The following is a 22882-nucleotide window of genomic DNA, read 5'->3' on the forward strand; positions in this document are numbered from 1 at the left end:
CATATTCAGCCATGCGTTGGGCCCCCCAGGGCGCGCAGACAACCATGCCAACATTCCTATCCTTTCTGTCGGCCGGTGCATCCGGCCAATCCTCAGGGTTGAGGCCATGTGCCATGATTCTCTTGCCCCTGTTTGGTCGGGAAAGTGGCGAAATCTGGGCATTGTTGTCGTGATGTCGCCAGAGATGTAAATCGGCGGTTAATTGGCCGTGCGCAGACGCATTATCGCGGCGCGCCGAATCCGTAGCCGAATCGCGCGATGTCCTCTCGGCAGATCGCGGCGAGGGTTTCGGCGTCGCGGTCGCTGTAGGACGCGCGGAAATCGCGTGGTCGCGACGAGCGATTCGCGACCTCCAGTTCCAGGCGGAATCCCAGATGCGCCCAAAGCGGGGCGCTGTCCTCTTCAAGATGTTCGAGCCGGATATAGGCGCGGCAATATTCCTGCCCGTCGGCGGCGCGCATATAGCTGCCATAGGGGGATGCGCGAAACGCGCTCGCTGTCTGAGGATCGTTGAGGAAGCCACTGAAATCGCGGGATTTCGCCAGGGCGACGGCGGGGTGATCAAAGCCCTGTTCGCGCAGCCAGTGGTAATAGCTGACCATCCGGTCCCAGGGGTTGCGCACCAGCGTGAAGGTGAAGGCCGACGCGATCTGGGCCGGTGGCACCAGTCCGTCGATATCGGCAAGGGTCGAATGCTTCCAGAGCCGCCCGGCGCTGGCCGCGCCCGCCAGTCGTTTGCGGCGCTTTTGCGCCTTGGGCGTGTCCCCGATCAGGATGTCGTCCTTCATCGCCCGCCCCTCCAGCGCCAGCGCCATCGAGGTGCCGCCGGTCTTGGGAATATGCACGAAGATATAGCTGCGCCCGGACGAGATGATCATGCACCAGACGCTAGAACAGCGCGCGCAGGGGCAAAAGAGGCTAAGTTTGCCGCGCAACACTCTTTTCATTTGCGCGACACCTGCGCACTATCGCGTCCCGCCGGGAGGGCGGATTTCAACAAGGGGGAGGACCATAATGGGCTGGATGGCAGATGAAACCGGGCTTGAGCGCAACAGCGCCAATTTCGTGCCGCTGACACCGCTGTCGCATCTGCGCCGCGCGGCGCAGCTGTTTCCAGATCACGAGGCGGTCGTCTATCGCGGCATCCGGCGCAATTACAGCGAATATCACGAACGCTGCACGCGGCTGGCCTCGGCGCTGGCCAAGCTGGGGGTCGCGCCCGGCGATGTGGTCTCGACCCTGCTGCCCAACCTGCCCGCCCATGCCGAGGCGCATTTCGGCGTGCCCGCCTGCGGCGGCGTTCTCAACGCGATCAACACGAGGCTCGAGGCCGGGACCATCGCCTATATTCTCGATCACGGCGGCGCCAAGGTGCTGCTGGCGGATCCGCAATTCGTGCCGGTCGCGGCCGAGGCCTTCGAGGAGATGGAGAACGAGCCGCCGATCCTGATCGAGGTGGCCGATGACGAGGCCGGGGTCCATGCGCACGGCCACTATACCGAATACGAAGAGCTGCTGGCCTCGGGCGATCCCGATTTTGAATGGATCATGCCCCAGGACGAATGGGAAAGCCTTGCGCTCAACTATACGTCGGGCACCACGGGGCGGCCCAAGGGCGTGGTCTGTCACCATCGCGGCGCCTACCTGATGACGATGGGCACCGCCGTCAGCTGGCCGATGCCGCGCCACGCGCGTTACCTGGTGATCGTGCCGCTGTTTCACTGCAACAACTGGAACCACACCTGGATGATGCCGATGCTGGGCGGCACCGTGGTCTGTTGCCGCGACATCACCGCGCGCGCCATCTATGACGCCATCGCCGATGCGGGCGTCACCCATTTCGGGGCGGCGCCGATCGTGCTCAACACCATCGTGAATGCGCGCGACGAGGAGCGGCGCGACCTCGATCACGTCGTCGATGTCTATACCGCCGGCGCGCCGCCCCCCGCCGCCACGCTGCGCGCGATCGAGCCGCTGGGCTTCAAGGTGACGCAGGTCTACGGGCTGACCGAAACCTATGGTCATGTCACCGAATGCGTCTGGCAGACCCGCTGGGATGATCTGGACGACGAAAACCGCTATGCGATCAAGGCGCGCACCGGGGTCCTGATGCCGATGATGGAGGACATCACCGCGATGGACCCCGAGACCATGACCCAGATCCCGATGGATGGCAGCAGCCAGGGCGAGATCATGATCCGCGGCAATTCGGTGATGAAAGGGTATCTCAAGAACCCGCGCGCCACGCGCGAGGCCTTTCGCGGCGGCTATTTCCATTCCGGCGACATCGCCGTGCAGCATCCCGACGGCTATCTTCAGATCGCCGACCGCGCCAAGGACATCATCATTTCGGGCGGCGAGAATATCAGCTCGGTCGAGATCGAGGGCGTGCTGATGATGCATCCCGCCGTGCTTCTTTGCGCGGTGGTGGCGATGCCCCATCCGACCTGGGGCGAGGTGCCCTGCGCCTTTGTCGAGCTGAAGGACGGCGCGACCGCCGGGAAGGACGAGCTGATCGCCTTTGCGCGCGAAAGGCTGGCCGGGTTCAAGACCCCCAAGCATGTGGAATTCCAGGAGCTTCCCAAGACCTCGACCGGCAAGATCCAGAAATTCGAGCTGCGCGGCATTGCCCGGACTCTCTGAGCGCCGCCCGCGCGCGCAAGGCGATTGCCGCGCCGTGTCGCTGCATGCTATCGTCGCGCCGAACGAGGCAGAGCAGGCCCGCGCAACCCGATGACCGCACTCAGCGAATACCAGAGGCTCGAAGCGTCGGGCCTGTGGCGCGCATCCCCCGAGGATCAGCGCAGCGACGTGATCGTGTCGATCGGCGATGCGACCCTCGTGATCACCGACCTGCGGGAAAACCCGCTGGCGCATTGGTCGCTGGCGGCGATCAGCCGCGCCAATCCGGGCCGCAGGCCTGCGATCTATCATCCCGATGGCGACCCCGGCGAGACGCTGGAACTGGACGCGGGCGAAGAAGACATGATCGCCGCCATCGAAAAGCTGCGCGCCGCGGTCGAGCGCCGCCGCCCGCATCCGGGCCGCCTGAGGCTGGTGATGGCGTCGCTTTCGGCTTTGTCGGTGGCCGCGCTGCTGCTGTTCTGGCTGCCCGGCGCGGCGCGCGACCATGCGCTTTCGGTGGTACCCGATGTCCGGCGCGCCGAGATCGGCAGCCAGCTGATGACCCAGGTGCAGCGCATCGCCGGTTCCGCCTGCCGCGCCAATGAAGGGCGCGCGGCATTAAGCCGGCTGGCCCGCCGCCTGCCTGCGCCGGGCGGCGGCACCGGCGCACTTGAAGTCATGCGCGACGGCGCCCGCAGTACCGTCAGCCTGCCGGGAGGCACGATCCTCATTCACCGCGAGCTGGTCGAGGATTACGATGAACCCGATGTGGTGGCAGGCTATATCGTCGCCGAACGCCTGCGCGCCGAGCTGCACAGCCCGCTGGCGGACCTTCTGGATCATGCCGGGCTCTGGGTGACGCTGCGCCTGTTGACCACCGGCGAGATCGACGCAGAGGTGCTGGCCGACTACGCCCGCGCACTGCTGACACGCCCGCGCCCGGCCCTGAGCGATGACACCCTGCTCAAGGGCTTCGCGGCCTGGGGCGTGCGCTCGACCCCCTATGCCTATGCGGTGGACATCACCGGCGAATCCACCCTGCCCCTGATCGAAGCCGACCCCTTCGCCAGCGAAGCCCCCGCGCCCCTCCTGAGCGACGCCGACTGGCTGCGCCTGCAAGGTATCTGCGGCGGCTGAGCCGCCCTGCCGCGACGCATGGGGCATTTGCCGTTTTCATCGCCGCGCCGGGCAAGTATCACTTGGCCCAAGGGCAAGACCGGATTTCAATGGGGGCAGAGATGACGCAGACGATGATCGGGGTGATCGGCGGATCGGGACTTTACGATATCGACGGGCTTGAGGACGCGACATGGGTTAGCGTCGAAAGCCCCTGGGGCAAACCCTCGGACCAGATCATGACCGGCACGCTGGACGGGGTGAGGATGGCCTTCCTGCCGCGTCACGGGCGCGGCCATGTGCACAGCCCCTCCACCGTGCCCTACCGCGCCAATATCGACGCGCTCAAACGCCTGGGCGTGACCGACGTGATCAGCCTGAGCGCCTCGGGCAGTTTCCGCGAGGAAATGGCGCCGGGGGATTTCGTGGTGGTCGATCAGTTCATCGACCGCACCTTCGCGCGCGAGAAAAGTTTCTTCGGCGCCGGTTGCGTCGGCCATGTCAGCGTTGCCCATCCCACCTGCCCGCGCCTTGGCGCGGCCGTTGCGCAGGCGGCGCGTACCGCCGGGATCACCGTGCATGAGGGCGGCACCTACCTGGCGATGGAAGGGCCGCAATTCAGCACGCTGGCGGAATCGCGCATGTATCGCGAGGTCTGGGGCGCGGATGTGATCGGCATGACCAACATGCCCGAGGCCAAGCTCGCCCGCGAGGCCGAGCTGTGCTACGCCTCGGTCGCCATGATCACCGATTACGACAGCTGGCACCCCCAGCATGGCGAGGTCGACGTGGCGCAGATCATCGCGACGCTGATGGGCAACGCCGACAAGGGCCGCGAGACGCTGCGCGCCCTGCCCGCCTTGCTGGGTGCGGACCGTGCGCCCTGCCCGCATGGCTGTGACCGCGCGCTCGACAACGCCATCCTGACCGCCCCCGAGGCGCGTGACGCCGCGCTGGTGGCAAAGCTCGATGCGGTGGCCGGGCGCGTTCTGGGCGGCTGACCGGCAATCAGCTTCCGAGGCCCATCCGGTCGATCAGCCCCGCGTCGCGCATCCGCTCGCCGAACCAGACCGAACCGTCGGGCGTGAAGTGGAACCCGTCATAGACGAGCACCTCGCCGGGCGAGATGAAGCCCGTGCATTCGCCCTCCGAGCACATCAGCGAAAGCGGGTCGATGAACCGATCGCCCATGATCTCGGCGAGACTGTCGTTGATCTTGGTTGTGCTCTTGACCGGGCTGGTGGTCCAGCCCATGCAATCGCTCAGGCATTGTTCAAGGATCTCCGCCCGCGAAAAGCGGACCGACTTGGTGCCGAACACCCAGAACTTGTCGCCATATTCCTCGGTCAGACGGTCAAGGCTGTCGCGCATCAGCCCCACTTCCCATTCGCTCCAGGCGGTGGCCAGGATCACGATATCGGCCTCTTCGATCAGCGCATAGGTCTTGTCGGCCATGAGGTCGTTATGCTTGGCCCCACAGAGCTTGAAACGGCTTCTTTCGATGAATGCCGCGAAATCCTCGGGCGGGACGAACAGGTTGCCGCAGGTCGCGCCGACCTGTGCGCTGACCACCGAGACATCCTTGTCGATCACCGCCGCCAGCGCGTTCTGCAGATCGGCCGAATTGCTGTCGCCGATCAGCAGGAGCTTGGTCGCCGCGTCCTGATCGAAATCCTGCAGGCGGCTGGCATTCTTGGCCTCCCAGGTGCTCAGCCCATAGGCATCCGCGCGCGCGAACATATCGACCACCGGCTGCGGGTAGCGGAACATGTTGCCATTGCTCAGCGTCCCCATCAGCCCGACGCCGATCAGCGCCAGCGACCCGGCCACCGCGAAACCGCCGATCTTCATGCGCGTGCCAAAGACCGTCCTGCGCCGCGTCGGGGTCTCGATCACGTAATAGGAAAACACCGACAGCAGCGCCGTCGCCAGCAGCATCAGCGCGGTATGCCAGAGCGGCGCGTTGCGCCCGACCGCATGGCCGTAAAAGGCCAGGATCGGCTGATGCCAGAGATAGGCGCTGTAAGACACGAGCCCCACCCCAACCACCGGGCGGAACGCCAGCAGGCGATGCACCAGCGTGCCTGGCTGCGCGAACATGATCACCGCCACCACGCCAAGAACCGGCACCACCGCGTAAAGGCTGGGAAAGGGCGTGCTGTGGTCATAGGCGAAGATCGCGAACCCGATACCTGCCAGCCCCAGCGCCGACAGGATATTGGCCAGCCCCGGCGCCACATCGACCGCGCCGCGCCGGTCCACGTAAAAGGCGACGAACGCGCCCGCCAGCAATTCCCAGGCCCGCGCCGGCAGCAGGAAGAACCCCGCCTCGGGCTCCTGGTAGGCGGCCCATTGCGCCAGCGCCAGGCTGAACAGGAACACCCCGATCAGGATCTGCGTGATGCGCCGCTTGCCCCAGCGCCATGCCAGCATCAGGAATACCGGGAAAATGATGTAATACTGCTCCTCGACCGCAAGACTCCAGGTATGCAGCAAGGGCTTGATCTCGGCGGCGGTGTCGAAATAGCCCGCTTCGCTCCAGAACAGGAAATTCGATGAAAAGGTCGCCACCGCAATGAGCGACTGGGCGAAATCCTTTAGGTCGGTGGGAAACAGCACCAGCCACGCCACCGGCAGGCAGCACAGCGCCACGAAGAACAGCGCCGGAAGGATACGCCGCGCGCGCCGTTCGTAGAAATTCATCAGGCTGAAGCGGCCCTCATTGAGCTCGGCCAGGATGATGGTGGTGATCAGGTAGCCCGAGATCACGAAGAACACGTCGACCCCGACATAGCCCCCGCCAAAGGCCTCGAACCCGGCATGGAACAGGATGACGGGCACAACCGCGACGGCGCGCAAACCGTCGATTTCAGCACGATACTTCAAAGGGTCTCTCCGCATGGGCAACCTGTGCGCCGCTTGACATACTGACCGCGCGCATCCGAGTAAATAGCCCTTCACCCGCCGCGCACCCATGAAGCTCCCCGTGTCACCGCGATGCCGCCCCGCACGCGCCCGCGGCGCGACGGATCGCACCCTTGCAAGGCGGCGCGGCATCGGCCAAACAATGGGTTGTTCCAGCCACTGAAAGGCCGCCCATGCCCGTGATCCGCACCGTCAAGGATTATATCCGCACCATCGTGGACTTTCCCCATGAGGGGATCATGTTCCGCGATGTGACCACGCTCTTTGCCGATCCGCGCGGATTTCGCATGGCGATCGACCAGATGCTGCACCCCTATGCCGGCGAGCAGATCGACAAGGTCGTCGGCCTCGAGGCGCGCGGTTTCATCCTGGGCGGGGCGATCGCGCATCAACTCTCGCTCGGCTTCGTCCCGATCCGCAAGAAAGGCAAACTGCCCGGCGCGGTGATTTCCGAGGATTACCAGCTGGAATATGGCGAGGCCGTGGTCGAGATCCACGACGACGCCATCCAGCCGGGCGAAAAGGTGCTGATGGTCGATGACCTGCGGGCCACCGGCGGCACCGCCGAGGCGGGAATCCGGCTGATCGAGCGGCTGGGCGGCGAGATCGTCGGCTGCGCCTTCGTGATCGACCTGCCCGAGCTGGGCGGGCGCAAGCGGCTCGAGGCGATGGGCATGGACGTGCACGCGCTCTGCGATTTCGAGGGCGAATGACGCGCACCGGATAGTGACGCTCCGGCGATGAGGCCCGGATGACGCCATGCGATACTGGCGGCGCCCCGATGCCGGGGTGATCCCGGCCCCTGGCTAACGCCCGTAATAATCCCGATACCAGGCGACGAAACGCGCGAGCCCCTCCGCGATATCGGTTTCGGGGCGGTATCCCGTCAGGCGCTGCAACAGGCTCGCATCCGCCCAGGTGGCGGGCACGTCGCCCTTCTGCATTTCCATCATGTTGTAACTGGCCTTGCAGCCCAGCGCCCCTTCGAGCGCGGTGACGAAATCCATCAGCCGCACGCTGGTGGAATTGCCGATATTGACCACCCGCCAGGGCGCGACCGGCGAAAGGCTGTCTCCCGGCGCGATATCTTCGGGCGCGGCGGGGCGCACGGGCGGCGCATCCATCAACAGGCGGATGGCGCGCACGAGGTCGCCGACATAGGTAAAATCGCGAAACATCTCGCCGTGATTGTAGATGTCGATGGGCCGCCCGCCGAGGATCGCGTCGGTGAACTTGAAATAGGCCATGTCGGGGCGTCCCCACGGCCCGTAGACCGTGAAGAACCGGAACATCGTGACAGGCAGGTTCCACAGATGCGCATAGGCATGGCCCATCGACTCGCTGGCCTTCTTGGTGGCCGCATAGATCGTCATCTGGGTGTCGGCCTTCATGGTCTCGGCATAGGGCATCTGCGTCTCGGCACCATAGACCGAGCTGGTCGAGGCCATCAGCAGGTGGCGCACATCATGGCGGCGCGCAGCCTCCATCACGTTGAAACTGCCGATCACATTGGCATCGAGATAGGCGCGCGGGTTCTCAAGGCTGTAGCGCACACCCGCCTGCGCCGCGAGATGCACGATCATGTCGGGCGCGCAGGCATCGACAGCGCGATCCAGCGCCGCGCCATCCTCCAGCATCGCCTCATGGGCGGTGAAACCGGGCTTGGCGGCCAGCATGGCGTGCCGTTTCCGCTTGAGGGCGACATCGTAGTAATCCGTCATCCCGTCAAACCCATGCACCTCGACGCCCTCGTCAAGCAGCAGATCGGCCAGGTGATAGCCGATGAAACCGGCGGTTCCGGTAATGAAGACCCGTGTCATGATCCCTGCCCTTCCTTGCGCCTGCCCGCGCATACCCCTCCTGATGCGATAGCCCGAGGCGGCGAATTGCACAAGCCGCAGGCGGGAAAACCGCACCCCGGCACTGGCAATCCGGCGCGGTCTCGACCAAAGTCGGCGCGACAGGCAACAAGACCAGAAAGCGCGCCATGACAGACAGCAACCGGCATCATATCGTGATCGGGGATGGCGGCACCGCCGCTGCTTTTGCCGAAATGGCCCAGTTGAACCCCGGCGACCGGCTGAGCGTGATTGCCCACGCCCCCGAAAACCTGGGCCGTGGCCTGGCTTATGGCGATCACGCCGCCGATGCGCCCTGGCGCTATGCCTATTTGCTCAATTCGCCCTCGGCGGCGGTGCTGCCGGAATTCGCCGACTGGCTGGAGGATCACTGGCCCGAGGTGTCGCGCGCGATGCAGGGTCGGCGGCCCGACTGGCTGGGCTTTGGCGCCGATCACATCGCGGCGGGCGATCTGGCCGCGCTCTTTGCGCCGCGCGCATTCTTCGGGGATTACCTCTCGCATCTGGTGGAAACCGCGCTTGCGCGCCACCAGCAAAACGGCGTTACCGTGAACCTCGTCACGGCCGGGGTGCATGGCCTCGACCACGACGGAGCGCGGTTTCGCGTGACCCTCGATGATGGCCGCGTCGAGACGGCGGACCGTGTCGACCTCGCCCCCGGCACCCCTGCGATGGATGCGTTCTGCACCGATGCGGGGCCGGGCGCGTTTCCCATGCTTTACGGGCGCGAAGAGGCCATCGCCGCGCGGCTTTCCCCCGGTGACCGGGTGATCTGCCTTGGCGCCAATGCGGCCATGCTCGACGTGCTGCGCTTCCTGCAATCGCTGCTCGATGAGCGCGACATCTCCATGACGGTGCTCAGCGCCAGCGGCTTGCGCCCCGAGCCGCTGATCTGGGAACGCCCGCGCAAGCCCGATGTGGTGCCGCGCATCACCGGCCCCTTCGCCACCTGCGACGATTTCCTGGCGGCGGTCGACAGCGAGATCGCCCGGATGCGGCGCGACGAGGGCGCCGGCATGTCGCAGCTTCGTCCCGGTTTCAAGAACTGGGCGACCGGCGACAAGCTGGCCGAATTGCTGCCCGACCCCGCCGAGCGGCGCCGCGTGACCCACCCGCTCGAACGCCGCTTTCGCCGGGGCACCCATGACAGTATCGCCGATTTTCACCGCCTTCTGGGCGCCGGGCAGATCACCGAGATCATCGGCCGCGCCCGGCGGGTCGAACCAACCAGGGACGGCGCGCGCGTACATCTCGACACCCGCGACGGCACAGAGATGCAGCTTGACGCGCCCCTCGTCATCAACTGCGCCGGGCCGGGCGCGCGGCTGGCGCTCGATCCGCTCAGCGAAAGCCTGGTGGCGCGCGGCTGGCTTGCGATGGCGCCCGATGGCGCCGGGCTGATGACCGGGCCGGGGCTCAGGATCGGGCCGCCGGGGCTGCGTTATCTCGCCCCCACGGTGATCGCGGTGGGCGATATGGTCTCGCCCTTCCCGCTGTTCGACATGGGCGGGCTGCGCCAGCAGGTCGCGCAGGCGAATGGCGTCACCTGAGCGCCACGCGCGCCGGCGCGATCAATAGAACCGCCCGCGCGCCGACACCGGCCAGACGCATTCCACCTTGCCGCCGCGCAGGCCCACATACCAGTCATGGATATTGCAGGTCGGGTCGCAATGGCCCGGCACCAGCTTCAGGCGGTCATTCACCCTCAGCACGCCCCTGGGGTCGGCGATGACGCCATGTTCGTCACTGCATGTGATGTATTCAAGATCATCGCCCGCGCGCCCGAACACCACAGGCAGGCCGCTATCGACCGATTGCGCCTTCAAACCCGCATCGACCACCGCGCGATCCGCGCGCACATGGCTCATGACGCTGGTCATGAGGAACAGCGCGTTCTCCCAGCCCCCCGGCCCGTCCAGCCGCCCGCCTTCGGCATCCTGAACCCGCCCGTAATCGGCATCCATGAAGGCATAGGATCCGCATTGCAGCTCGGTATAGACGCCGGATTCCGCCTCGAACTGAAAGCTCCCGGTGCCCGCACCGCTGACCACCTCGCAGGGAAGACCGGCCTCTTCCAGCACCGCGACCACCTCGCGGGTGATGGCGATGGCGGTCCCGATCCGGGCCTTGCGCTCGTCAAAGCTGCGCAGGTGCTGGGCCGCCCCCTGATAGGCCTGAAGCCCGGCAAAACGCAGCCCCGGCGCCGCCGCGATGGCGCGCGCGATCTCAAGCGCCGCCGCGCTGTCGGTGACGCCACAGCGCCCCGCGCCGCAGTCGATCTCGACAAGACAGTCCAGCGTGGTGCCATGACGCGCGACCGCCGCCGACAATTCGGCGACGTTGTCGATATCGTCGATGCAACAGCCCAGCCTTGCGCCCATCCCGGCCAGACGCGCCAGCCGGTCGATCTGGCGCGGGTCGCGCAACTCGTTGGTCAGAAGAACGTCGCCAATGCCGCCGCGCACGAAAACCTCGGCCTCGCTGACCTTCTGACAACAGACCCCGCAGGCCCCGCCGATCGCGATCTGCAATTTTGCAAGATCGACGGATTTATGCATCTTGCCATGCACCCGCAGGCGCATTCCCTGCGCCTTGGCATAGGCGCCCATCTTGCGCAGGTTGCGTTCAAGCGCGTCCATGTCCAGCACTAGGCAGGGGGTCGCGATCTCGGCCTCGTCCATCCCCGGCAGGGCGGGGATGTCAAAGCCCGGTTCATATCCGTCAAACTTGCTCATGCGCCGCATCCTGACCCGCCGCCGCGCAGATGAAAAGACGCAAAGCGCGGCCCGGTCCGGCAGGCCGGAACGTCAGGCGGTCACGCCGCGGGATAGCTGTTGAAAACCGTGGCCCCGCCATCGCGCCCGATCAGGTAGACGTTATAGGCCTCGCGCTGATACTCCGGCCCCATGCCGGGCGAACCATAGGGCATCCCCGGCACCGACAGCCCGACCGCATCGGGGCGCGCCTTCAGAAGCGCACGGATATCGGCGGGCGGCACATGGCCCTCGATCATGTAACCGGCGATCTTCCCGGTATGGCAGGAGGCCATGCGCGCCGGAATGCCGTTGTCGAGCTTGTAACGGCTCAGCGCCGTGCCGAAACTGGTTTCGGTCGTCACCTTGAAGCCCTCGGCCTCGAGGATCTCGATCCAGGCCGAACAGCAGCCGCAATTGGGGTCCTTCATGACGTGGATTTCAAGCGGTGCGTCGCTGGCCGCCACCGGCAACCCCGCCAGCGCGCCGAATGCCGCCCCGGCGATCAAGAAACTGCGGCGTGAAAAATCGTGCTGGGTCATGTCGGGCCTCTTGGAATGATTGCTGCAAGGATAACGCCCGGCGCATCGCCCGCAAGCCCGCAGCCGCCCGCTGACGCGATCGTGTTCACCCCTCAGGCCAGCCAGACATCGAGGAACAGCATCACCACCAGCCCCACGGCCAGGCCCAGCGTCGCCTTGTTCTGATGGCCCCGGCGATGGGTCTCGGGAATGATCTCGTGGCTGATCACGTAAAGCATCGCGCCCGCCGCAAAGGCCAGCCCCCAGGGCAAGAGCGGCTCGGCGACCGAAATCACACCGGCCCCGATGGCCCCGCCCACGGGTTCGACCATGCCGGTGAGCGCGGCGATGGACCAGGCGCGCCGCCGGTCATAGCCCTCGCCCAGAAGCGCCACCGCCACGGCCAGCCCCTCGGGCGCGTTCTGCAGGCCGATCCCGATGGCCAGCGGCATACCGCCCGACAGCCCATGCGCCCCGAACCCGACGCCCACGGCCAGCCCTTCGGGGAAATTGTGAATGGTGATGGCGATGATGAACAGCCAGACCCGGCGCAGCGAGGCCGCCTCCGGCCCCTCGCGGCCCAGCTTGAAATGCTCATGCGGCAGCGCCTCGTTCATCAGGTGCACCGCGCCCATGCCGATCAGGATCGAAAGGCAGGTGATCGCCGCCGGAACCGGCCCCGCGCCATAGCTCACCTCGGCGGCATCGAGCGCGGGAATGATCAGCGAAAAGAACGACGCCGCCAGCATCACGCCCGCGGCAAAACCCAGCGACATGTCGCGAAATGCCTGTCCCGGCATCCGCCCTGCCAATACCGGCGCAGCCCCCACCGCCGTCATCAGGCCAGCGGCAAGACTGCCGAGGAAACCAAGCATAAGGGGCGAAGATATCTCTTCCATGAAAACCTTCCGGCATCGTCAAAGGGCAGCCGCGCCAAAACGCGGCCGCCCCCGTTAGACGCCACTGCGCAAGCATGTTCAAGGGCTGCGCGTGCGGTGGTCCCGGAGCTTGACGGTCGCCTGTCCCGCCATTTCTGCATCAGGCGTCATACCCGTAGCGGCGTGCAGCCCACTCACGCTGGAAAACAGCGGCCGCGCGCTCAGGACGCCCATTCACCCTTGCGAAAGACCGGCACCCGCGTGCCGTCGGCGGCGATGCCGTCGATATCGGTGTCGGCCCCGCCGATCATCCAGTCCACATGGATCAGGCTGGCGTTGCCGCCCCGGCTTTCGATCTCCTGCGCGCTCAGATCGCCGCCATCCCTGAAACACTTGGAATAGCATTGCCCCAGGGCGATATGGCAAGCGGCATTCTCGTCATAAAGCGTGTTGTAGAACAACAGCCCCGATTGCGAGATCGGCGAGGAATGCGGCACCAGCGCCACCTCGCCCAGCCGCCGCGCGCCGTCATCCGTATCCAGCAGCTTCTGCAACACCGCCTCGCCCTTCGTCGCGCTGGCATGCGTGATGCGTCCGCCCTCGAAACGCATCTCGATTCCCTCGATCAGGCTGCCCTGATGCGAAAGCGGCTTGGTGGCGCGCACATGCCCCTCGGTGCGTAGCGCATGGGGCGTCGTGAACACCTCCTCGGTCGGAATGTTGGGGTTGCAGGTCACGCCGTTGCGCGCGCTCGAGGCCCCGCCCTGCCATTCATGCCCATCCGCGAGGCCGACCACCAGGTCGGTGCCCGGCCCGGTGAAATGCAACGCATCGAACGCCTGCTCGTTCAGCCAGCGCGTGCGCGCCCGCAGCCTCTCGTTATGGGCCTGCCATGCGGCGACGGGATCGTCTTCGCCCTCCACCCGCGAGGCGGCGAAGATCGCTTCGGCCAGCCGCGCGACCGCCGCGTCCTCGTCGAGATCGGGAAAGATGCGCCGCGCCCAGGCCGCGCCGGGATAGCTCACGATCGACCAGTTGATGTCGAAATTCGCGATCTTTTCCAGCGCCGGCTTGTAGGCCATCGCATTGGCCTTGCCCACCCGCGCCACGCGGGCCGGGTCCTCATCGGCCAGCAGCATCGGATCGTCACCGACGATCGCCATGCGCGCCGCACCGCCCGCAAAGGCCTCGGCCATACCATCGAACAGCCAGCCCGGCGCGCGGTCAAAGCTCGACTCCCGCGCATTGCGATAGCGCGCCAGCGTCAGCGCCTCATCCCCCAGGATCGGCGTCACCAGCCCCGCCCCCGCGCGATAGGCCTCGGCCACGATCCGGCGCACCAGCGGCAATGCCTCGACCGGCGCGCTCAGCACCAGGTCCTGCCCCTCCTGAAGGTTCAGCCCCACCTTCACGGCCAGCTCGGCCAGGCGGTCCAGGTTCTGTTCGTGATCGTGTTCGATTGTCATGGTTTTCCCCGGTATTCTCGCGCATTGCGCGCCACGTTCTGCCAAGCCCCCCGAAAGGTCAAGCCGCGCGCGGGCGCTCAAATGCAAAGGGCCGCGCCAGTCAAGCGGCACGGCCCCGGTTCACTTCAGATCGCGGCGTTCAGCCGTTCTTGCGGCGAAAATGCAGCTCGCGCATCAGGGCCTTGGCGGCCAGGTGCATCCCCGAATTCTGCAATTCGTCGATACGCTGTTCGATCTCTTCATCGGTCATGTGGCTCATGGCTCTCTCCTTCTGGTCTGTTGTCCGGTCGATCCACCGGGGCGCCGGACCAAAAGGTCCGCCCCCGCAGAATTGCGTTACGCGCCAAGACCGCCTGATACCGGGGTCTGCATCGGCCTGTCGCCGAGAGCTGATACGCTAACGCTCGGGCCAGGCATTCACCCCGGCCCCGCGTGCAGGGACAAGCAACGCTTCAATCACCCGCACGGATTGTGAAGGCTATATCGCCTCTCAGGGCGCGAACATCAACCCCCCGGCCCCGGGACCGGACCGCCGACCGCTCAGTCCCCGCCCGAATCCCCACCGGGGCGCAAGAGCGATTGCGCCGTGTAGACCAGGATCGCCAGCCCGACCGCCCCCGCGCCCGCAACGCCCAGAAGCACGATCCAGTCCACCGGCCCGCCGATATCCGCCAGCGCCGAATTGGTCATCCGGAGAACGAACATCACCGCCGCGACCGCCCCCAGGGGCATGAACAACTGCGCCAGCAGGAATTTGCGCGCCGACATGTGCCGGTCGCGGACCAGCACGTAAAGATAGGCCACGGTGATGATCGCCGCGATTGCCACCATCGCCCAGAACAGGCCCCGCCCGAACACTTCCTCGAACACGGCCAGCAGGGTTGCGAATGTCAGTTCCTTCATGGTCGTTCCTCCTCAGACCTTGCCGCGCAGCATGGCGTTATAGGTGGGCTTGAGCGCGATTTCCTTCATCAGCCAGGAAATCCACAGCTCTTCCAGCGGGGCGATCACACCGGGGAAAGACGGCGTCAGGCGGTTCTCGTAATCGAACTCGATCAGCATGGCACGGCCGATCTTGGTGATCATCGGACAGGAGGTATAGCCGTTATAGATCGCGCTGCCCTCGCGCCCGTCCAGCTCGGCGACCAGATGATCCTCGACCACCGGCACCTGCCACTTGACCGATGCGGCAGTCTTGCCCTTGGGCACGCCGTTGATATCGCCCACCCCGAAGACATTGGGATAGCGGCGATGTCGCAGCGTGCCGGGATCGACCTCGATCCATCCCTGGCCGACCCACCTGTCGGCCCAGCTCAGGCCCGACTCGCGCACCACCTGCGGCGCGCGCTGCGGCGGGATCACATTGGTGAAATCGAAACCGATCTTCACCTCGCGCTCGGGCGTCACGGTCACGGTGCCGTCCGCCGCCAGCGCGCGGCTTTCCGGCACACGGTAATGCGCCGTTTTCGCGCCCGCGTCGATGCCCGTCAGAACATGGTTCCAGCGCACGTCGAAACCGCGTTCGTCAAAGATCAGCTTGGCCTTCTCGTCGACCACCGGCACCGAGAACAGCGACTTGCCATGCGCCGCATAGACGATCTGCGAGGCATCGCGCCGCCCCTTGCGGCGCAGGTAGTCATCGGTCAGGAACGTGTATTTCAGCGGTGCACCCGCGCATTTCATCTCGGTCGCGGGGCGCCCGAACAGCGCCACACCGCCCTTGTCGGTGAACGCGTCCATCGCGCGCCAGGTGGCTTCGGCCTGCTCTGGCCCGGCATAAAGCGCGCCGATCCCGTTCTGCCCCACCATGTCGAGCGAGAACCCCTCGACCGCATCCCAGTCCAGCGAGAGCCCCGTGGCCACGACCAAGTAGTCATAGTCCAGCCTGCTGCCCGACGCCGTGGTGACGATCTGCGCGTCGGGGTCGATCGCGGCGGCATGTTCCGCCACCCATTTTACCCCGTCCGACAGCCAGTCGCCGGTGTCGCTCAGCGTGTAGCTCGCCGGTTTGAGACCGGCGGCGACCAGCGTGAAACCGGGCTGGTACCAATGTTGCTGGCGACCGTCCACGATGGTGATACTCGCCCCCTCAAGGCGCTCCGTCAGCCGGTTGGCCATCGCCGTGCCCGCCGCGCCCGCACCCAGGATCACGATCTTGGCGCTCGTGCGCACCGGCTCGGCCCGTGCCGTCCCCGGCCCCGCTACGGCCAGCGCCGCCGCTCCCCCTGCCGCCAGCCCGAGAAACCCGCGTCGCGATGTCGCCCCCTTCATGAACTCTTCCATTCCCTCACCTCATCGCCATTGTCATCACTCATATTCAACTGTGGGAATGTATAGCATGTTCGCGCAGCGCGCATTGATCCCGGCCCTCTCCTGCCGCGACCTGTCGCCGCAGAATTGGCAATTCAGGATCTTGCCGGTGGCCTTCGCGTCAGGCGGCGGCCCTAGGCCGCACCGCCCCAGACCTTCGCCAGCATCCAGATGCCCATGCCGGTCATCATCAGGTTCTCGGTCAGCGAGACGAAGCCCAGCGGCACCTCGCTGTCCCCCCCCACGCAGGCGCATTTCAATTCGCGCCGGTCGATATAGACCGCCTTGAACACGCTCGCGGCCCCGACCAAGCCGATGAACAGCGCCACCGGCGCCGACACCAGCGTCAGCACCCCGGCGATCATCAGCACCCCCGCGCCGGTCTCCGCGAAGGGATAGACATAGCTGTAAGGCACATATCGCCGCGCCAGCAGGTCGTAATTGAGGAACATGGTCGAGAAACTCTCGACATCCTTCAGCTTCTGCAGGCCAAGCAGCACCATCGCGATCGCGACGAACCACTCGATCACCCGCACCGAGAAGATCCCGCGCCCGGATACGAAACCCACCGCCAGCGCCATCAGAGCCGCCACCGTGAACAGCGCGACAACGGGCTGATAGGCCCCCGCAAAACCGCGCGCCTTTCCGAAATGCGCGCGCAGGGCATCATGCCCGCCGATCCTCTCACCCTCGATGAAACTCTGTGGCGTGGTCTCCACCTCATGGCGCTGCATGAACGTCTCGACCTCCTCGCGGGTTCTCAGATGGTGATCCTCCACCTCATACCCCTCGCGCTCCAGCAGCTCCTTCGATTTGAGCCCGTATGGGCACAGATGATCCGGCATCACCATCCGGTAGAGCGCCGCGCGCCCTGCTTTGTCCTTGCCGCTTGCCGTCATGCTCATCTCTCTCCTTTCCGGGCGATCATTCGGCCTTCTGGCGCCCGGTGCCCTCGGGCGCATCGCCATTGGCCTCGATATCGTCGATATAGCGTTTCATTTCCTCGATCTCGCCGCGCTGCGCCTCGATGATGGCGTCGGCCAGCGCCCTGACGCGCGGGTCCGAGAGCTCGGCGCGCTCGCTGGTCAGGATCGCGATCGAATGATGCGGGATCATCGCCTTCATCCAGGCCACGTCCCCCACCGTCTCCTGCGAGCGCACCAGCCAGAGAGACGCCGCGAACACCACGACCGCGCCCGCGACAATGGCGATATTCGCCCGCCGGCTGGCATACATCGCCCACATGAATCCCAGCATGATCACCGCCATCGCCGAGCCCATGTAAAGCGCCATCCAAAGCCGCGTCTGCGAGAAAAAGACGTGATCCATCGCATAGGTATTGAGATACATCAGCCCATACATCGCGACAGTGGATGTCGCGATCATCGACAGAAACCGTGCATAACCCATTGCACCACCTCCTATGTAGGTAACGCAGCACCCGCCGAAGGGTTCGCCCTGCCGCGAAATCTTTCCCGCCGCCCCTTCATCTGGCCCGAAATACCTCGGGGGGTCCGGGGGGCTGGCCCCCCGGCGGCGCCCGGATTGTTACCGATCCGGGCAAGCGCGCGGGTCAGCACAGCAAGGGTGCGTTTTCGCAGGGTCCGCTGAAACAATTCAAGTCGCTGAAAAATAAGTACTTCCCGTCCCGCCTCAGCGCCTCGCTCGCGGCTCCTTGAGCCGTTAGCATCGCTTGCATCACGGCGCCGGGGGGCGGCGTGAGCGGCTTTTCACATCGCCGGGCCACGGCTATCGCCAGCGCCATTCGGGGCGCATCTTGGAGTCACAGAACGCGGCACAGCCCGCATCGAACGAAACAGACACCAATCAGGAAACCCGAAAGGAAATGACATGACCCACGCAATCAAGACCCCCCTCATCGCCGCCCTCGCACTTGCCGGCAGCCTGGCCGCCGCCATCCCCGCCAGCGCGATGGAAACCGACCCCTCCGACCGCGTCCCCACCTGGGTCAGCGAAAGCACCTTCGCCACCCTGAGCGCCAACGAGATCTACGACCTCGACCGCGCCCAGCGTCTCGGCGTGGATGTCATCATCGAAGGCAACTCGGCCTCGCAAAGCCGCGCGATCGTGGATGCGGCCCTGGCGGACACCCCCGTCAGCCGCGCCGCCAACAGCTTCGAGGCGACCGGCTACAGCGATCCCCAGGATACCGGCCTCGGCTCCCACGGCCGCTGACCCCGGCGCCCCATCCCGAAAACCCCGCCCCGCGCCAGATCAAGGCGCGGGGCGGCACCGTTGCGCATCGGCCATCCTTGCGCGCGAAATACAACCTTGAGTGGCACTTCGCGGTGACACTCACCCAAGATCGCCTATGCTGGGCAGCATGACGTTCTTCGCGATGATCTTCACCCTGCTGTTCTTCGCCGCCGCCCTCGTGGCGACGCTGCTCGTCGGCATGCTCGGCGGCGGCTACTGGGGCGCCCTGGCCTTCGCGCTGGCCCTCGCCCTGATCTGGCGCGGGCTCAACCGCCCGGCCACGCCACCCCGCTCCATGCACCGCAACACCCTCAACGCCTTCCAGCGCCCGCTGGCCGACGACGACTGACCGCCAGCAAGAACCGCCGCGCGCATACCCGCCAGCAATGCGGCGGGCATCTCCTCTGCATGCCCGGACAATCGCGCCCTATCCCGGCGTCATCCGCACTTGGAATGCCCGCAACTCGCGCAGGTCATGCAGCCCTCGATCATCCGCATGTCATAGCTGCCGCAGGCCGGGCAGGACGGGCCGCGCGGCGCATCGAGATTGACCACCGATTGCGTCGGGTCGCTCTTGAGGCCCAGCCCCTCGCCTTCGAGGAACCCGATCGAGATCATGTGCTGCTCGAGGATGCCGCCGATCGCCGCCAGGATCGAAGGAACATACCTGCCCTGCATCCAGGCGCCGCCGCGCGGGTCGAACACCGCCTTCAGCTCCTCGACCACGAAACTCACATCGCCCCCGCGCCGGAACACCGCCGAGATCATCCGCGTCAGCGCCACGGTCCAGGCGAAATGCTCCATGTTCTTCGAGTTGATGAACACCTCGAAGGGCCGCCGATGCCCGTTCAGCACGATATCGTTGACGGTGATATAGATCGCGTGGCTGCTGTCGGGCCATTTCAGCTTGTAAGTCGCGCCCTCCAGTTCCGTGGGCCGGTCCAGCGGCTCGGACATGTAGACGATCTCGCCGCCCTCCTGGGGCATCGGCGCACCGCTCTCGCCCGGCCCCGCGTCGGCGCTCTCGGACACGCTCAGCACGCTGCCGGTCACGTCATTGGGACGATAGGTGGTGCATCCCTTGCAGCCCGTCTCATAGGCCTGCATGTAGACATTCTTGAACGCCTCGAATGAAATATCCGCCGGGCAGTTGATCGTCTTGGAAATGCTGCTGTCCACCCAGCGCTGCGCCGCCGCCTGCATCTTGACGTGATCCTCGGGCGCCAGCGTCTGGGCATTGACGAAATGCGCGGGCAGCTCGGCATCGCCGAACTTCTCGCGCCACATCTGCACGGCGTAATCCACCACCTCTTCCTCGGTGCGGCTGCCATCCTTCTGCAAGACCTTGCGCGTATAGGAATAGGCAAAGACCGGCTCGATCCCCGAACTCACATTGCCCGCATAAAGGCTGATCGTGCCGGTCGGCGCGATGCTGGTCAGCAATGCGTTGCGGATGCCATGCTCGGCGATCGCCGCGCGCACGTCCTCATCCATGTTCATCATGTTGCCCGAAGCCAGGAACGCATCGCGGTCAAACAGCGGAAACGGCCCCTTTTCGCGCGCCAGCTCCACGCTGGCCAGATAGGCCGCCCGCGCGATCTGCTTGAGCCAGGCCTCGGTCTGTGCCGCCGCCTCGTCGCTGCCGTATCGCAGCCCCAGCATCAACAGCGCATCCGCCAGCCCGGTCACACCCAGCCCGATCCGGCGCTTGGCGGCGGCCTCGCGCGCCTGCGCCTCCAGCGGAAAGCGGCTGGCATCGACCACGTTGTCCATCATCCTGACCGCGCTCGCCACCAGCTCGTCCAGCGCCTCGGGATCGAGCGCCGCATCCTTGCCGAACGGGTCGCTGACCAGCCGCGCCATGTTGATCGACCCGAGCAGGCAGGCACCATAAGGCGGCAGGGGCTGTTCGCCGCAGGGGTTGGTGGCCGAAATCGTCTCGCAGTAATTGAGGTTGTTGGCCGCGTTGATGCGGTCGATGAAGATCACCCCCGGCTCGGCGTAATCATAGGTCGCCTGCATGATCCGGTTCCACAGGTCGCGCGCCTGCACCGTGCGATAGACCTTGCCGCCGAATTCCAGATCCCATGCGCCATCCGCCTTGACCGCCTCCATGAAGGCATCGCTGACCAGCACCGAAAGGTTGAACATCCTCAGACGCGCTGAATCCGACTTGGCGCCGATGAAATCCTCGATATCGGGATGATCGCAGCGCATGGTCGCCATCATCGCACCCCGGCGCGATCCCGCGCTCATGATGGTGCGGCACATGGCGTCCCACACATCCATGAAGGAAAGCGGCCCGCTGGCATCGGCGGCCACGCTTTTCACCTCGGCGCCGCGCGGGCGGATGGTGCTGAAATCATAGCCGATCCCGCCGCCCTGCTGCATGGTCAGCGCGGCCTCTTTCAGCATCTCGAAAATGCCGCCCATATCGTCGGGGATCGTGCCCATGACGAAACAGTTGAACAGCGTCACGCTGCGCCCGGTGCCCGCCCCTGCGGTGATCCGCCCCGCGGGCAGAAACCGGAAGTCCTCGAGCGCATGATAGAACCGCTCTTCCCAATGCGCCGGTTCGGCCTCGACCTCGGCCAGCGCCCGCGCGATCCGCCGCCACGTCGCTTCGACGGTCTCGTCGATCGGCGTGCCGTCGGCCTCCTTGAGGCGGTATTTCATGTCCCAGATGGATTGGGCGATTGGGGCGGCGAAACGGGTCATGCGGCGAATCCTGAACCTGTCGGGAAAAACACAATAGCTTGAAGCCCGGCGCATTTCCACTACCCTATCTGCCCGCGACGGGGGAATCGAAGGCAATGGCCAAACTGCATCTCATCAAGCTCAGCGTCGGCACCGAAACCATCGAAAGCCTGCGCCAGTGGCAGGCTGGCAAACAGACCCAGACCGCCGATGGACTGCCCCGCCATGTCACCCGCATGTGGCCCAAACGCGCCGATGAACTGCTCGACGGCGGCTCGATCTTCTGGGTTTTCCAGGGGATGGTGCAATGCCGCCAGCGCCTCCTGCGATTTGACGAGGTGATCGGCCAGGACGGCATCCGCCGCTGCGCCTTCGTGCTGGATCCCGCGATCATCCCCACCACCAACGCGCTCAAACGCCCGTTCCAGGGCTGGCGCTACCTTCAGCCCGCCGACGCGCCCGCCGACCTGCCCGCCCATCGCCAGACCGAAGACGAACTGCCCGCCTCGCTCTCGGCGGCACTGGCCGATATCGGGGTGCTTTAAGGCAACACTCACGGCAATTTGACCGCCCCTCCGCCGCCCCGACGGAACCCCGGTATTTTCGGCGTATTTCAGCGCATTACGCCACGGAGTTACGGCAAGAATGCGCCGTCTTCCGCTACCTTCGTCCCTGCCCCGGTTGAAGCCATCCATGATCGCGCTCATTTCAGTCTCAACCGCGCAGGACATCCTGCCGGGAGGCAACCTCTGTGCTTAACGCAGGGGACATTACAGGAAGCAAACGCCCGCCCGACGCGGACGTGAACAGGACAAAGAAGAAAGGTAGAACCATGTTGAAGCAAGGTTCCATGATCGCCGCGACGATCGCCATGGCCACCGGCCCGGCCTTCGCCGGCTCGGCAAGCGCCCCCGCCCCCGACCCCGTCGTTTCGGCCCCCGCGCCGGCACCCGCACCCGCTCCCGCCAGCCCCGACTGGACCGGCGGCTATGTCGGTGGCCAGCTCGGCTATGGCAATGTCGACACCAACGCCCCCGGCGTTGACGGCGACGGCGCAATCGGCGGTCTCGTGATGGGTTACGACTACGACTTCGGCCAGTGGGTCGCAGGCGCAGGCCTCGATTACGACTGGGCCGATATCGGCCTTGGCGCGGGCAACCCGACCATCGAAAACGTGCTGCGCGTCAAACTGCGCGGCGGCTACAAGATCGGCAACGGTCTGCTCTATGGTACCGGTGGCTGGGCACAGGCCGACACCGACACCCTGGGCGACGATGACGGTTACTTCATCGGCGCGGGCTATGAGCACATGATCACCCAGAACTTCGCGATGGGTGGCGAAGTGCTCTATCACGAGTTCGACAACTTCAACTCGACCAACACCGATGTTGAAGCGACCACCGTTCAGGTCCGCGGCACCTTCCGCTTCTGAACCCTGGTATAGCCAATCGGCAACGCGGGCGCGCTCTCTTCTCGGGGCGCGCCCGTTTTCGTTTTCGCAGGCCCGCACAGGCG

The 22882-nt window shown here is 65.7% G+C and carries 21 protein-coding genes; 9 read left to right on the top strand and 12 right to left on the bottom strand.

The window, feature by feature from the left end; all coding sequences use genetic code 11:
• Positions 1 to 221: 221 nt before the first annotated feature.
• Positions 222 to 878: a sulfotransferase family 2 domain-containing protein gene (locus ROH8110_RS14040; protein ID WP_085818341.1), complete on the bottom strand. Its 657-nt coding sequence runs from the start codon at positions 876 to 878 to the stop codon at positions 222 to 224.
• Positions 879 to 1014: 136 nt separating this feature from the next.
• Between ROH8110_RS14040 and ROH8110_RS14045 the strand changes: the two genes are divergently transcribed.
• The 3 genes from ROH8110_RS14045 to ROH8110_RS14055 all read left to right on the top strand — a co-directional run bounded on the left by ROH8110_RS14045 (position 1015) and on the right by ROH8110_RS14055 (position 4742).
• A complete protein-coding gene (locus tag ROH8110_RS14045) occupies positions 1015 to 2643 on the top strand; it encodes an AMP-binding protein (protein WP_085818342.1) in 1629 nt (542 codons plus the stop codon).
• A gap of 90 nt (positions 2644 to 2733) precedes the next feature.
• Entirely contained in the window at positions 2734 to 3762 is a 1029-nt protein-coding gene (locus ROH8110_RS14050; RefSeq protein WP_085818343.1) for a M48 family metalloprotease, read from the top strand.
• Positions 3763 to 3863: 101 nt separating this feature from the next.
• Positions 3864 to 4742 carry an S-methyl-5'-thioadenosine phosphorylase gene (locus tag ROH8110_RS14055; RefSeq protein WP_085818344.1) on the top strand — a complete coding sequence of 293 codons (879 nt, stop codon included), beginning with the start codon at positions 3864 to 3866 and terminating at the stop codon, positions 4740 to 4742.
• Between the two features lie 7 nt (positions 4743 to 4749).
• Here ROH8110_RS14055 and ROH8110_RS14060 read toward each other — a convergent pair whose 3' ends face one another.
• Entirely contained in the window at positions 4750 to 6627 is a 1878-nt protein-coding gene (locus ROH8110_RS14060; RefSeq protein ID WP_085818345.1) for an acyltransferase family protein, read from the bottom strand.
• A 212-nt stretch (positions 6628 to 6839) separates the two neighbouring features.
• On the opposite strand from ROH8110_RS14060, the gene ROH8110_RS14065 reads away from it, so the two are divergent.
• Positions 6840 to 7379 carry an adenine phosphoribosyltransferase gene (locus ROH8110_RS14065; protein ID WP_085818346.1) on the top strand — a complete coding sequence of 180 codons (540 nt, stop codon included), beginning with the start codon at positions 6840 to 6842 and terminating at the stop codon, positions 7377 to 7379.
• Between the two features lie 93 nt (positions 7380 to 7472).
• Here the strand turns inward: ROH8110_RS14065 and ROH8110_RS14070 are convergent, their stop codons facing one another.
• Positions 7473 to 8486 (bottom strand): NAD-dependent epimerase/dehydratase family protein, encoded by a 1014-nt coding sequence (locus tag ROH8110_RS14070; protein WP_085818520.1) that lies wholly within the window; start codon positions 8484 to 8486, stop codon positions 7473 to 7475.
• A gap of 167 nt (positions 8487 to 8653) precedes the next feature.
• Here ROH8110_RS14070 and ROH8110_RS14075 point away from each other — a divergent pair, with 167 nt between their 5' ends.
• Complete coding sequence (locus tag ROH8110_RS14075; RefSeq protein ID WP_085818347.1) at positions 8654 to 10075, top strand: FAD/NAD(P)-binding protein; 1422 nt, start codon at positions 8654 to 8656, stop codon at positions 10073 to 10075.
• Between the two features lie 21 nt (positions 10076 to 10096).
• Here the strand turns inward: ROH8110_RS14075 and ROH8110_RS14080 are convergent, their stop codons facing one another.
• From ROH8110_RS14080 to ROH8110_RS14115, 8 genes are all read right to left on the bottom strand, one after another.
• Positions 10097 to 11269 (bottom strand): DSD1 family PLP-dependent enzyme, encoded by a 1173-nt coding sequence (locus tag ROH8110_RS14080; RefSeq protein WP_085818348.1) that lies wholly within the window; start codon positions 11267 to 11269, stop codon positions 10097 to 10099.
• Positions 11270 to 11340: 71 nt separating this feature from the next.
• Positions 11341 to 11820 carry a DUF411 domain-containing protein gene (locus ROH8110_RS14085; protein WP_085818349.1) on the bottom strand — a complete coding sequence of 160 codons (480 nt, stop codon included), beginning with the start codon at positions 11818 to 11820 and terminating at the stop codon, positions 11341 to 11343.
• A gap of 92 nt (positions 11821 to 11912) precedes the next feature.
• Entirely contained in the window at positions 11913 to 12698 is a 786-nt protein-coding gene (locus tag ROH8110_RS14090) for a ZIP family metal transporter (RefSeq protein WP_085818350.1), read from the bottom strand.
• Positions 12699 to 12898: 200 nt separating this feature from the next.
• Positions 12899 to 14143 carry an aminopeptidase gene (locus ROH8110_RS14095; RefSeq protein ID WP_085818351.1) on the bottom strand — a complete coding sequence of 415 codons (1245 nt, stop codon included), beginning with the start codon at positions 14141 to 14143 and terminating at the stop codon, positions 12899 to 12901.
• A 540-nt stretch (positions 14144 to 14683) separates the two neighbouring features.
• Positions 14684 to 15046 (bottom strand): DUF5368 domain-containing protein, encoded by a 363-nt coding sequence (locus ROH8110_RS14100; RefSeq protein ID WP_085818352.1) that lies wholly within the window; start codon positions 15044 to 15046, stop codon positions 14684 to 14686.
• Positions 15047 to 15058: 12 nt separating this feature from the next.
• Entirely contained in the window at positions 15059 to 16426 is a 1368-nt protein-coding gene (locus ROH8110_RS14105) for an NAD(P)/FAD-dependent oxidoreductase (RefSeq protein WP_211330787.1), read from the bottom strand.
• 161 nt (positions 16427 to 16587) lie between these two features.
• The gene (locus tag ROH8110_RS14110) at positions 16588 to 17352 is read right to left on the bottom strand and encodes a MauE/DoxX family redox-associated membrane protein (RefSeq protein ID WP_085818522.1); all 765 of its coding nucleotides are present in this window, start codon (positions 17350 to 17352) and stop codon (positions 16588 to 16590) included.
• Between the two features lie 25 nt (positions 17353 to 17377).
• Positions 17378 to 17863: a DUF305 domain-containing protein gene (locus ROH8110_RS14115; protein ID WP_085818353.1), complete on the bottom strand. Its 486-nt coding sequence runs from the start codon at positions 17861 to 17863 to the stop codon at positions 17378 to 17380.
• A gap of 441 nt (positions 17864 to 18304) precedes the next feature.
• Between ROH8110_RS14115 and ROH8110_RS14120 the strand changes: the two genes are divergently transcribed.
• Both ROH8110_RS14120 and ROH8110_RS14125 read left to right on the top strand, forming a co-directional pair.
• Positions 18305 to 18649: a hypothetical protein gene (locus tag ROH8110_RS14120; RefSeq protein ID WP_085818354.1), complete on the top strand. Its 345-nt coding sequence runs from the start codon at positions 18305 to 18307 to the stop codon at positions 18647 to 18649.
• A 136-nt stretch (positions 18650 to 18785) separates the two neighbouring features.
• Entirely contained in the window at positions 18786 to 19019 is a 234-nt protein-coding gene (locus ROH8110_RS14125) for a hypothetical protein (protein WP_085818355.1), read from the top strand.
• 89 nt (positions 19020 to 19108) lie between these two features.
• On the opposite strand, the gene ROH8110_RS14130 is transcribed toward ROH8110_RS14125, so the two are convergent.
• The gene (locus ROH8110_RS14130; protein ID WP_085818356.1) at positions 19109 to 21388 is read right to left on the bottom strand and encodes an adenosylcobalamin-dependent ribonucleoside-diphosphate reductase; all 2280 of its coding nucleotides are present in this window, start codon (positions 21386 to 21388) and stop codon (positions 19109 to 19111) included.
• A gap of 95 nt (positions 21389 to 21483) precedes the next feature.
• Here ROH8110_RS14130 and ROH8110_RS14135 point away from each other — a divergent pair, with 95 nt between their 5' ends.
• Both ROH8110_RS14135 and ROH8110_RS14140 read left to right on the top strand, forming a co-directional pair.
• Positions 21484 to 21912 carry a DUF1489 family protein gene (locus ROH8110_RS14135; protein ID WP_085818357.1) on the top strand — a complete coding sequence of 143 codons (429 nt, stop codon included), beginning with the start codon at positions 21484 to 21486 and terminating at the stop codon, positions 21910 to 21912.
• 305 nt (positions 21913 to 22217) lie between these two features.
• Complete coding sequence (locus ROH8110_RS14140; protein WP_245962862.1) at positions 22218 to 22799, top strand: outer membrane protein; 582 nt, start codon at positions 22218 to 22220, stop codon at positions 22797 to 22799.
• Positions 22800 to 22882 lie beyond the last annotated feature (83 nt).

Origin of the sequence: Roseovarius halotolerans, from assembly GCF_900172255.1 — a bacterium.
In the GTDB taxonomy this organism is placed as follows: Bacteria; Pseudomonadota; Alphaproteobacteria; order Rhodobacterales; family Rhodobacteraceae; genus Roseovarius; species Roseovarius halotolerans.

Coding starts and splice junctions, on each gene's coding strand:
- ROH8110_RS14080 (WP_085818348.1), bottom strand. CDS start 11,269: ATGCGGCGCATGAGCAAGTTTGACGGATATGAACCGGGCTTTGACATC.
- ROH8110_RS14125 (WP_085818355.1), top strand. CDS start 18,786: ATGCTGGGCAGCATGACGTTCTTCGCGATGATCTTCACCCTGCTGTTC.
- ROH8110_RS14090 (WP_085818350.1), bottom strand. CDS start 12,698: ATGGAAGAGATATCTTCGCCCCTTATGCTTGGTTTCCTCGGCAGTCTT.
- ROH8110_RS14135 (WP_085818357.1), top strand. CDS start 21,484: ATGGCCAAACTGCATCTCATCAAGCTCAGCGTCGGCACCGAAACCATC.
- ROH8110_RS14095 (WP_085818351.1), bottom strand. CDS start 14,143: ATGACAATCGAACACGATCACGAACAGAACCTGGACCGCCTGGCCGAG.
- ROH8110_RS14065 (WP_085818346.1), top strand. CDS start 6,840: ATGCCCGTGATCCGCACCGTCAAGGATTATATCCGCACCATCGTGGAC.
- ROH8110_RS14100 (WP_085818352.1), bottom strand. CDS start 15,046: ATGAAGGAACTGACATTCGCAACCCTGCTGGCCGTGTTCGAGGAAGTG.
- ROH8110_RS14045 (WP_085818342.1), top strand. CDS start 1,015: ATGGGCTGGATGGCAGATGAAACCGGGCTTGAGCGCAACAGCGCCAAT.
- ROH8110_RS14075 (WP_085818347.1), top strand. CDS start 8,654: ATGACAGACAGCAACCGGCATCATATCGTGATCGGGGATGGCGGCACC.
- ROH8110_RS14130 (WP_085818356.1), bottom strand. CDS start 21,388: ATGACCCGTTTCGCCGCCCCAATCGCCCAATCCATCTGGGACATGAAA.
- ROH8110_RS14050 (WP_085818343.1), top strand. CDS start 2,734: ATGACCGCACTCAGCGAATACCAGAGGCTCGAAGCGTCGGGCCTGTGG.
- ROH8110_RS14120 (WP_085818354.1), top strand. CDS start 18,305: ATGACCCACGCAATCAAGACCCCCCTCATCGCCGCCCTCGCACTTGCC.
- ROH8110_RS14055 (WP_085818344.1), top strand. CDS start 3,864: ATGACGCAGACGATGATCGGGGTGATCGGCGGATCGGGACTTTACGAT.
- ROH8110_RS14040 (WP_085818341.1), bottom strand. CDS start 878: ATGATCATCTCGTCCGGGCGCAGCTATATCTTCGTGCATATTCCCAAG.
- ROH8110_RS14105 (WP_211330787.1), bottom strand. CDS start 16,426: ATGGAAGAGTTCATGAAGGGGGCGACATCGCGACGCGGGTTTCTCGGG.
- ROH8110_RS14070 (WP_085818520.1), bottom strand. CDS start 8,486: ATGACACGGGTCTTCATTACCGGAACCGCCGGTTTCATCGGCTATCAC.
- ROH8110_RS14140 (WP_245962862.1), top strand. CDS start 22,218: ATGATCGCCGCGACGATCGCCATGGCCACCGGCCCGGCCTTCGCCGGC.
- ROH8110_RS14110 (WP_085818522.1), bottom strand. CDS start 17,352: ATGACGGCAAGCGGCAAGGACAAAGCAGGGCGCGCGGCGCTCTACCGG.
- ROH8110_RS14085 (WP_085818349.1), bottom strand. CDS start 11,820: ATGACCCAGCACGATTTTTCACGCCGCAGTTTCTTGATCGCCGGGGCG.
- ROH8110_RS14115 (WP_085818353.1), bottom strand. CDS start 17,863: ATGGGTTATGCACGGTTTCTGTCGATGATCGCGACATCCACTGTCGCG.